8 protein-coding genes are annotated in these 9,035 nt (G+C 67.2%); 6 read left to right on the plus strand and 2 right to left on the minus strand.

What is annotated here, in order from left to right; genetic code table 11:
- On the minus strand, positions 1–938 hold a 938-nt coding region (locus ACFE67_RS12360; protein WP_375407179.1), incomplete at its 3' end, for an FAD-dependent oxidoreductase.
- Here ACFE67_RS12360 and ACFE67_RS12365 point away from each other — a divergent pair.
- The 4 genes from ACFE67_RS12365 (at position 937) to ACFE67_RS12380 (ending at position 2,812) form a co-directional block, all read left to right on the plus strand.
- Positions 937–1,059: a hypothetical protein gene (locus ACFE67_RS12365; RefSeq protein WP_375407180.1), complete on the plus strand. Its 123-nt coding sequence runs from the start codon at positions 937–939 to the stop codon at positions 1,057–1,059. The two genes, ACFE67_RS12360 and ACFE67_RS12365, sit on opposite strands and share 2 nt — an antisense overlap.
- A 145-nt stretch (positions 1,060–1,204) precedes the next feature.
- Positions 1,205–1,552 (plus strand): hypothetical protein, encoded by a 348-nt coding sequence (locus tag ACFE67_RS12370; protein WP_375407181.1) that lies wholly within the window; start codon positions 1,205–1,207, stop codon positions 1,550–1,552.
- Positions 1,553–1,783: 231 nt separating this feature from the next.
- Positions 1,784–2,188, plus strand: coding sequence for an NAD(+)--rifampin ADP-ribosyltransferase (arr, locus tag ACFE67_RS12375; protein ID WP_375407182.1), 405 nt, complete (start codon positions 1,784–1,786; stop codon positions 2,186–2,188).
- Positions 2,189–2,371: 183 nt separating this feature from the next.
- Entirely contained in the window at positions 2,372–2,812 is a 441-nt protein-coding gene (locus ACFE67_RS12380) for a VOC family protein (protein ID WP_375407183.1), read from the plus strand.
- Positions 2,813–3,274: 462 nt separating this feature from the next.
- On the opposite strand, the gene ACFE67_RS12385 is transcribed toward ACFE67_RS12380, so the two are convergent.
- The gene (locus ACFE67_RS12385; RefSeq protein ID WP_375407184.1) at positions 3,275–3,934 is read right to left on the minus strand and encodes a DUF998 domain-containing protein; all 660 of its coding nucleotides are present in this window, start codon (positions 3,932–3,934) and stop codon (positions 3,275–3,277) included.
- A 752-nt stretch (positions 3,935–4,686) separates the two neighbouring features.
- On the opposite strand from ACFE67_RS12385, the gene ACFE67_RS12390 reads away from it, so the two are divergent.
- Entirely contained in the window at positions 4,687–5,796 is a 1,110-nt protein-coding gene (locus ACFE67_RS12390) for a hypothetical protein (RefSeq protein WP_375407185.1), read from the plus strand.
- 1,500 nt (positions 5,797–7,296) lie between these two features.
- Positions 7,297–7,833, plus strand: coding sequence for a hypothetical protein (locus tag ACFE67_RS12395; protein WP_375407186.1), 537 nt, complete (start codon positions 7,297–7,299; stop codon positions 7,831–7,833).
- Positions 7,834–9,035 lie beyond the last annotated feature (1,202 nt).

The raw sequence follows: 9,035 nt of genomic DNA on the forward strand, positions 1-9,035 counted from the left end.
GTGTCGCCCGCGGCGAGGATGTGCGGAACCTCGGTGCGGAAGTAGCGGTCGACCGGGACGGCGGAGCGCACGACCCCGACCCCGGCGTGCTCGAGCCCCAGGTCTTCGACGTCGGCGGGCCACCCGGTCGCCATCAGCACCGCGTCGAAGTCGGCCGAGACGGATTCGTCGCCCTGCGACCAGGTCAGGGTGATCGCGCCGTCCGCGGCTCGGTCGAGGCGCTCGACCCCGCTGATCGCGGTGCGGACGTCGACGCCCTGCTCGACGAACGCGGCCGCGATCTCGGTCGAGATGGACTCGTCGGAGGCGACCAGCACGCGTGGAGCCAGGTCGAGCAGCGTGACGGACGAGCCGAAGGAGCTGAACACGGTCGTCAGCTGCGCTCCGGTGTTCCCGGCGCCGATCACGGCGACCCGGCCCGGAAGCGCCTCCAGGCCCAGCACGTCCTCCGGCAGGGTCGCGAGTTCCGCGCCGGGGATCGGCAACCGCCGGGAGTGACCGCCGACGCAGACGATGATCGACGTCGCTGTGATCCGCCGCCCGGACTCGAGCACCAGCGTCCGGTCGTCCTCGAACCGCGCCCGCCCCTCCTGGACCAGGTCGATGCCCGCGTCGGCGAAGCGCTGCGCCTCGCGCTTGATCGAACGCACCTGCTCGACGCGCTCGCGGACCCGCTGGACGGTGGCGACCCAGTCGACGGCGGGGTCGCCGACCTCGATGCCGTACGTGCGCGCGGCGCGCGTCTCTCGGATCAGCCTGGCGGTCTTGGCGAGCACGCGGGTCGGCACGCAGCCGGTGTTGACGCAGGTGCCGCCGAGCCGGCCGGCCTCGAGGACGACCACCGTCGCCCCGAGTTCGGCTGCCCGAAGCGCTGCCGCCGTGCCCGCGGGCCCGGCACCGATCACTGCGACGTCGTAGGCGGCGGATCGCTCGGACATGACGGTGCTCCTCCACTCGGCGGACCGCTCGGCCCGCTCGCCACTACGCAACCAGACGCCGCTGAGCGCCTCCGCTCGCGAAGCCGATCTCGATCGCGAACTGCTGCGGCGTGAGCACTGATGTCCTCGTCTCCCGCAGAAGGAGCCGTCGTGCCTCGCGGACCGGGTCGAAGGTGAGGATCATCAGTTCGGTGAGCCCAGACCTCCAAGCTCGACGACCCCTTCCCCGACCTGCACACTGCACGAATGCGACCACGGGAGATCTCATGCAGCGCCTGCGCTCACGCATCGTCACCAGCGCCGGTGGCGGCCTGCTTCTGTTACCGCTCCTGGCCGGGTGCGCCACCGCGTCTGAAACGACGGCAGCGGACCCCACCCAGTGTCTGCCGTCACGTACCACCACGCAGTTCGACGTCGCGGGTCCGGGGCAACCCGACCCCGAGACCGCCTCTCTCCGGGTCCTCGGCGGCACGGTGACCTCGACACTGATCGACGGCGATCGAGCGACGGCGCTCGTCGACTCGGCCACTGCTGGGCTTGTTCAGCTGCAACTGCACCGCGCTGCGGACGGATGGTGGCCCGACAGCTTCCGGGCCTGCGAAACCGGCAGCTGAACACAGGGCCACTGGGTCTCAACGGAGGCCGCACTGCGCTCTCGCCGGATCGACCGCCAGCAACGAGGTGCCGCTGCTCGCCCCTCCTTCAACAACTATCGCGAGCGGGGGGTCTTGCGGCATGCCCCCGTCCCTGCGGCAGCATCGCGCAGCACGGCGTTCGTGCCGGCTCGAGCGCAGCCGTCGCGACCGCTCCGACTGTCCGCAAAACGCAGCAACTCAGGAGCGACGATGAGCACCCAGCAACCTCCTACATCAGGTCCGTTCTTCCACGGGACGCGGGCGGATCTCCGCGTCGGCGATCTGCTCGTGCCCGGCTTCAGGTCGAACTACCGACCGGAGGTGGTCATGAACCACGTCTACTTCACGGCACTGCAGGGCGGGGCCGGTCTCGCCGCAGAGCTCGCCCGAGGTGACGCGCCTCCCCGCTTGTATGTGGTCGAGCCCACCGGACCCTTCGAGGACGACCCGAACGTCACCGACAAGAAGTTCCCCGGGAACCCGACCCGGTCGTACCGCAGCGCCGACCCGCTGGTGATCACCGGCGAGGTCACCGAGTGGCAGCGGCTCACTCCCGAAGCGCTGCTGGCGTGGCACGAACGCCTGAGGAACATCACGGGCGAGATCGTCAACTAGTTCCGCGACGCCCGTCTCGGCACCCTCTGACGGGGCTCAGAAGCCCGCTCGCGATACAGCCGACTCCGACTTTCGTCGTATGACGGCGCCGCTCCGTACCTCGCCGCAGAGCCTGGTGAGCAGCACGGGGGTTCTGCCGCACACCCCCCGGCCCGGTCACGCTGCGCGTTACGATCCAGCCCCATGTCGATCAAGCTCGAGAACGTCGGCATCGTTGTGCGCGACCTCGAGGCGACGATCTCCTTCTTCACGGACCTCGGTCTCACGGTCCTCGGTCGCGACACGGTCAGTGGCGAATGGGCGGACACCGCCGTCGGCCTCGACGGGAACCGCGCCGACATCGCATTGCTCCAGACCCCCGACGGGTATGGCCGCATCGAGCTCTTCGAGTACCTGCATCCCGACGCGATCGAGTCGGATCGCACCCGACCCAACGAGATCGGCATGCACCGGATCGCCTTCTCGGTCGACGACATCGATTCGAGCCTCGAGATCGCCGCCCGCCATGGATATCGGCCGCTTCGCGGCGTCGCGACCTATCAGGACCTGTACCGGCTCACCTATCTGCGCGGCCCGAGCGGCATCATCGTGATGCTCGCCGAGGACCTCCGGGGACGCGGTTGAACGAAGAGGCGGCAGGGCAGGGCCCACCCGACTTCTTTCCTCTTCAGACGGGTCCGATACGACACCGGTCACGAGTCACTCGCCGGTACGCCGCCGACACGAGAGCATCTCCGCGAACGGAGTGACCTCGACCACGACGAGGACAGGTACGCGATGAGTCAGCCCCCACGCGCACGTAGGACGCAGCCTTCGCAACCTTGTCCCCATCTCTGCTCGTGAGACTGGGTCCGACCCCCTCACGGAGGCGGCCAGCCGGCCCGCAAGCGATACGCCGTTCACGACGAAGTCCAGAAACGACCGCCTCGACCGCCTGATCAGGGCCCATCGCCCGCGTTCCGTCGGGCCTTCTCCACCAACGTCGACGAGTTGCCTCGTCCAGAATGGTGCGCGCTCATGAAGCAGCAGCCGGCACAGGGCGTCTCGAAAATCCCTGCTTGCGCAGACGACGCGGGAACGAGTCCGTCATACGGTGCCCGTCCTCTGCCGACCTTCAGCGGGTCGTCCTGGTGGGCGTCCCCCTGCTGCAGCCGTGCGTGTACGCAGCAGCCCGAGACCGGCCAGACCCAAGATCAGTACTGCCGGCCACAGGACGAGCCGCTCCAGCAGGCCCCCACCAGCCGGGTCGAGCCGCACCGCGAAGAAGGATCCGACGAGCAGGGTCACTGCCCCGACCACGAGCATCGGAGTTCCCCACCACCAACGCGACCGCTGCGCCGCGATCCCGATCAGCAGCAGGCCGACCGGTTGCAGGACGAAGGCAGGTGTCGACACGAGCAGGTGCGCCTCGAGGTCGACGTCGATCGGCACCAGGGCAGTCGCCGCACCGCTGAGCTGTCCGAGAACGAGCGCCACGACGCCGGCCGTCGCGAAGCCTGCGCTACGACGACCGTGAAGCGCCGGACGGACCAGCACGCCACCCACAGCAACCAGCAGCGCACCCACGAACAGCGCGACGTTGAACAGCGCATGCGCGGGCGAGCAGACCTCGACTGCAGTACCGGAGTAGTCGACCGAGCCGCAGTTGACCGCGCCGAGGTCACTCAAGGTGTTGTCGACCAAGCTGTACGGAGCACGAGTCGCACCCACAGCGAACCACTCCACCGGAAGCGTCAGCACCTGCACGATCCACAGCACGCCGCCGACAGCCACCCCGACGACCTGCCTCGACTGCACCCGCTCACAGTGCCAGCCGCCCCAGCAGACCCACAAGCACCGACCGTCTTGCTCCTCAGCTCGTGGGACGGTGTCGGACTAGACGAAGTCCGGGATGAGGCTCGCCCCGCACGATCCGCTCGACCGCCTCGTAGCTCCAGCCGAGGCGACCAGCCGGTACCGATGGCGGCGCCCCTGCACCGTGTGCACGCAGAACCTGCGCCTCGGCAGCACGAGCACGATCCTGTAGAACGCCCAGAGCCCCCACGAAGACTTCGGCCGGAGGGCCGCGACTTGTACGACCCCCGAGCCCAGTCCGATCACTCGTGGGACACCCTCAGACCTGCTCCGTCAAGCACGACCTCGGACCGCACCGGGACCTCATCCCTCACGAACGCATCAACCGTTGACCACGACGTCAGCACCCGCCGTGGTCTCGGTAGCACCTGGGAGCGGACTCGTCGCGGAACCCCTGCAGAGACCAACGCTGCGCCCAACGCAGCCTCGCGCTCCGAACGCACGATCAAGTCAAGGTCGCACCGAGGCAGCCTCCAGGAATTCGATCCTGATCCTCTGCGTCGCGTCCCAGAACCCTGCTCGTGAGACGCAGGTTGAACTCGTTGAAGACGGTCCGTCGCGTGGCCGTCGTCGACGACGGCGCGCCCGAATCCGATCGGCACTGATACGGATACCGTCGCCGGCACTCGACCTTGGAGGATCGGATGCAGCGCGGAAGAACGGGCGTCGTCGTCGCAGCCCTGGGCCTGCTCCTGGCAGTGACCGGCATCGCCGCCCCCGCGCAGGCGGCGAGCGACAAGCACCTCCGCGTCAAGACCGTGGCCACCTCCGCCCACTACCTCGTGTACCGGCAGAAGCTCGCCACCGGCTACTCCATCTCGTTCCCAGCGAACAGCACGCTGTACTTCCTCGGCGAGGATCTGAAACGGCATCCGCTGAAGGGTTTCGACCCGCGCGGCGACATCCGGATCGCTGACGACACAGTCGTCGCGCAACTCAGCTCGGAAGGCAGCGACCCGGCCGACCCCACCGGTGGAACGCAACTGCACTGGCGCAACCTGCGCACGGGAGATGAGGGCAACTCCACCGTTGCTGCGACGGACACCTACGCCAACCCCGCACTCCACGGCTGGATCGTGAAGCGGAACACCGGGGCGACGGCAGCGAACGGTCAGCCCATCTACCGGCTGCTGACGATCAGCACCGCCGGCGTCGTTCGGGACTACGGCATCCCGTATCCGAACGGAGCCTCCTTCCGAGTCGTCGCTGGGCCGAAGGGGCTCCTGACCTCCCCCGCCGTGTACTCGGGCGAGGGCGACGACGACTCGCCGATCGGCGACGGTCGAGTCCGCTACTCGCTGTACGCGAACTACGGCTCCTGGACGACGGTCTACAACGCGCACGCCGACGTCGACTTCTCCTGCGGCCGCCCATCCACCACCCACGCCGGTTGCGGCTTCGAGGAAGCAGTCGATGGGAGGCACGACGGCTACGCACTGCTATCGCTGAAGAGCGGCAAGCTCACTTGGTTGGTGGACCACCCGAAGCACTGCCTGTTCTCAGCACGGGACGCCTTCAAAAACACTCTCGTCGGAGAAGCGACATCGACGTCGCCCAAGCAGCACTGCGTCCGCGGTCGCCTCACCGCACTTGCCGCTGACGGGAGGATCGAGAACTCGAAGCACCGGTGGGGCGCACACTCCCCGTCGACAGTCGGCCTCGGTCGCATCCTCGTGAGCAACAACGATCAGCGTGGCATCTACGGCCTGACCTCCGTCAACGCGAAGCCGAAGCTCCTCGTCCAAGCACGCTGACGGCACACGGCCAACCGCGGCGCGAACCAGCGCGTCCCAGTTCGTCCCAGCGCCAGCCCCGGACTCGGACTCGGACGACCCTCCGCGTCCTTCGAACTTGGAAATGACGGCCACGATAAAGGCCGGCAGGTGCTGCAGGATCCCGTCGCACCGCCCGACGGCGAGCGCCTCGCACATGACTCTCCCGCAGGCAAGCGCGAGCACGAACCGGACGGTCTACTCGTGGTTCTCGTACGTCGACCAGGACAGCATGCTGTTCTCCGCCCGCAGACGGACCGTCCGCAGCCACACTGCGGCGGCCTCGGTGACCGTCGACGCGCCCGAGACGAGCGACTTCGTGGGCGTCGTCAGCGCGGCTGCGCGCGTGAGCCAGCTCCGTGCGGGCGGCGTCCGCTGTCGCCCCGTCCGCGCGAAGCTGCACCAGCGCGCCCGTGTCGTCGCGCATCCGGGCTCCCGCCCGCCAGCTGCCACCAGCGAGCAACCACCAGCGTCACCTGCACCTGACCGAGCTCACCAGGAGCGATCCTCGGCCTAGCCACGGCGCTGAGCCCGCGCCCAGGCGAGCACGTCGTCCCCGTCGTCGCGGACGCGCCGACCGAGCTTCAGCCACGGCGGCCCCGACGTCGCCAGCCGCCACCGTCGGCACCGGGACGCCGAGCAGGAGCGCCACCCCCGCCTGCGTCAGGAACGCCGAACCGATCTCGCTGCGTGCCTCCATGACCAGCAGGTGCGCAGCCGGTCACAGCCCGAAGCAGCGCGTGTGAGCCTGTACCTGACTCGAGAGATTTGGGCGACGAGGACCCCGGCGGAGGATTTCTAGTCACCAACCTGGTCACTACGGGCCTGATTGGACCGCTCAGAGGAGCGGATCGGGAGTCGGAGTTCCGCCAGAACTCCAAGAGTTCCGCGCTGGGTACCTGGACTTAAACCAAAAATAACTGAAAGTCGCCTGGCTCGTCGGTTCAGCACGGTAAGACCGTCGAAATCCCCGTAGTTGCAGGGACTTCATGGATTGAACAGTAGGCGGGCACCGACAAATACCGAGCAATACCCGATAATTCGTGCTGCTGCCGGAGTTTCTGGTCACTAAATCGAGGCGCACCCTGCCCAAGGGTCGCTTAGCGACTAGCGCTGTCGATCCGTGACCCGTCAGACGGACGGCTAGAGTTCACGAAGCTGAGCGTCACCATCGTGACGAGCACCGAGCCGGGGCTGGGCGCCGCGATCAACGTCGTCCCGGCCGAAGGCGCAGTAGTGGCGACGACCAGCAGGCTCTTTATGGGTGGCCACCGGGCGCGGTGGGCGCCACTGTGCCGAGTCCCTCGCGAGGGCATCGGAAACTTGTCCACGGGCTCCGCGCGCCGACGCGGATGGGGTCTGGCGGCGACGGCCTGTCCTGCGACGTCAAGCGTTGCGGTGTGCTGCCGAATCGCGCGACAGTTAAGTCCGCGGCGATCCGGCTCGGCTTTCGAACCATGGGGCACGCGGAGGGACCGGTGCGTGACCATGGAGACAGTCATTTCTCGCGGTAGCCGTGGGCGTCGAGGTCAGCTGATCCTGGTTGCTGCAACGATCGTGCTATTCGCGCTAACCGGGTGCTCGGTGCTCGCCGAACCACCGAACTCCGGGCCGTCGCCGGCGCAATCCGATCCTACGTTCGGGATGCTCGGGCAGGCAGGCTGCAAGCCCGCGTCCCCCGCCGACGGCGATGAGATCATGGCCACGCCGAACGAAGCAGGTGCAAGCGCATACGCACAGTTCCAGGGTGCATCTCCGCGATCGCTACGGGCTGATCGCAGCACCGTGAAGGAGGTTCTTCGCGTGACGGGATCGGGCGACCTGACCCTTGAACTCACTGGACCTGACGGGAAGGGTCGCCACCTCGACTGGGGGCCAGAACCACACACCACCAGTAATTACAACCGTCCAGGCGACGAGTGGGGAATCGGCACGTCCTTTGATCGATCCGGTTGCTGGAGTTTGTCCGCCATACGCGGCGGCGCGGTCATTGCGACATATTGGCTCGACGTCCAGTGACGCGGGCGTCCACAACCAGCGAGTAGCCGCGCATGTCGCCGCCGAGGACGCGCTCACGCGCGCCCGGCGACGTGCCAGAGAGAGTCGAACGTCACTCTTCCAGACGCGTGGAACGATCCGGACGCCGAGATCGCTCGCTGGAGCACTGGGCTGCTGGGGCGGCGGCGATCTGTTCGAGCTCTGGATGTCCGAGGCGCTGACGATGCGGCCGGTCGCGCACAATGCGTCGTTGAACCCCGAGCGAGCCAGCGGGCGTTTAGTCGAGACCCGCCCGAGACTGCATTTATCGTTGTCGATAAGGGCTGATGCCGGTTGTCGAAGGTCTACGCCGGGCGCGGCCTGCATCCGGGTTATCACTGAGTGATGTCGCTGCGCGCAGCGGCATACCGCTGTCGAACGTCTCCACGATCGAGCACGCCCGGCGCGAACCGACCGCAACCAGCAGAGCTCTAACCGCCTGGCTGACCGCGGCGACCTTCGCGGCGTCGACTGGCGCCCTCTCAACCGAACTTGCTTCAGACCCGCTCATACATCTTCGAATACGACGAGCCGCTACCTGTTCCGCCTCCTCCTATGAATGGCACGAATCACCTCAGCCCACAGCAATATCGCAAGGAGCACGGCGATCAGGACGCCGGCTAGGAATAGGGCCGAGCCCAGTTCGCTTGCCCGCGGGAGGAGCGCACCCGTGACCAGTGCGCCTAACGCGATAACAGTCAGGGTTGTCAAAAACGCCAGCTTGCGGGAGGACATTCTCACGGTCCAACTCCCTGCCCGGTAATTCGATCGACTTCATTGACAATCAGTAACGACCCCGCGCCTATGAGCATGCCGTGCTCTGCCGCTTCCGCCATCGTCGCGGCAAGTGCAGCGGCCGCAGAGGCGCCGAACGTAAGCCAAGCGGCGGTTGCACCTGCTGCGTCCTGCGCAATCGTTAGTCCGGCACCTATTCCAACTCCTACTCCCAGGTGCGACCACTACGCCCGCTCAACCGACGGCAACACGTATCCACCCGCAGCAGCACGCTATGAAGGCGGGGAAGTCTCGGACCCGATCCAACTCGGGACCCAAAACAGAACTCTGACCCTCACCGGCCGGGAGCTGAAGCACGAGAGCTTCGGTTGTCCCGCGGAACTCCGGGCTCTACTGCTGGGGTACCTGGACTCGAACCAAGAACAACTGAACCAGAATCAGCCGTGTTG

Origin of the sequence: uncultured Amnibacterium sp. (assembly GCF_964244015.1) — a bacterium.
Lineage (GTDB): Bacteria > Actinomycetota > Actinomycetes > Actinomycetales > Microbacteriaceae > Amnibacterium.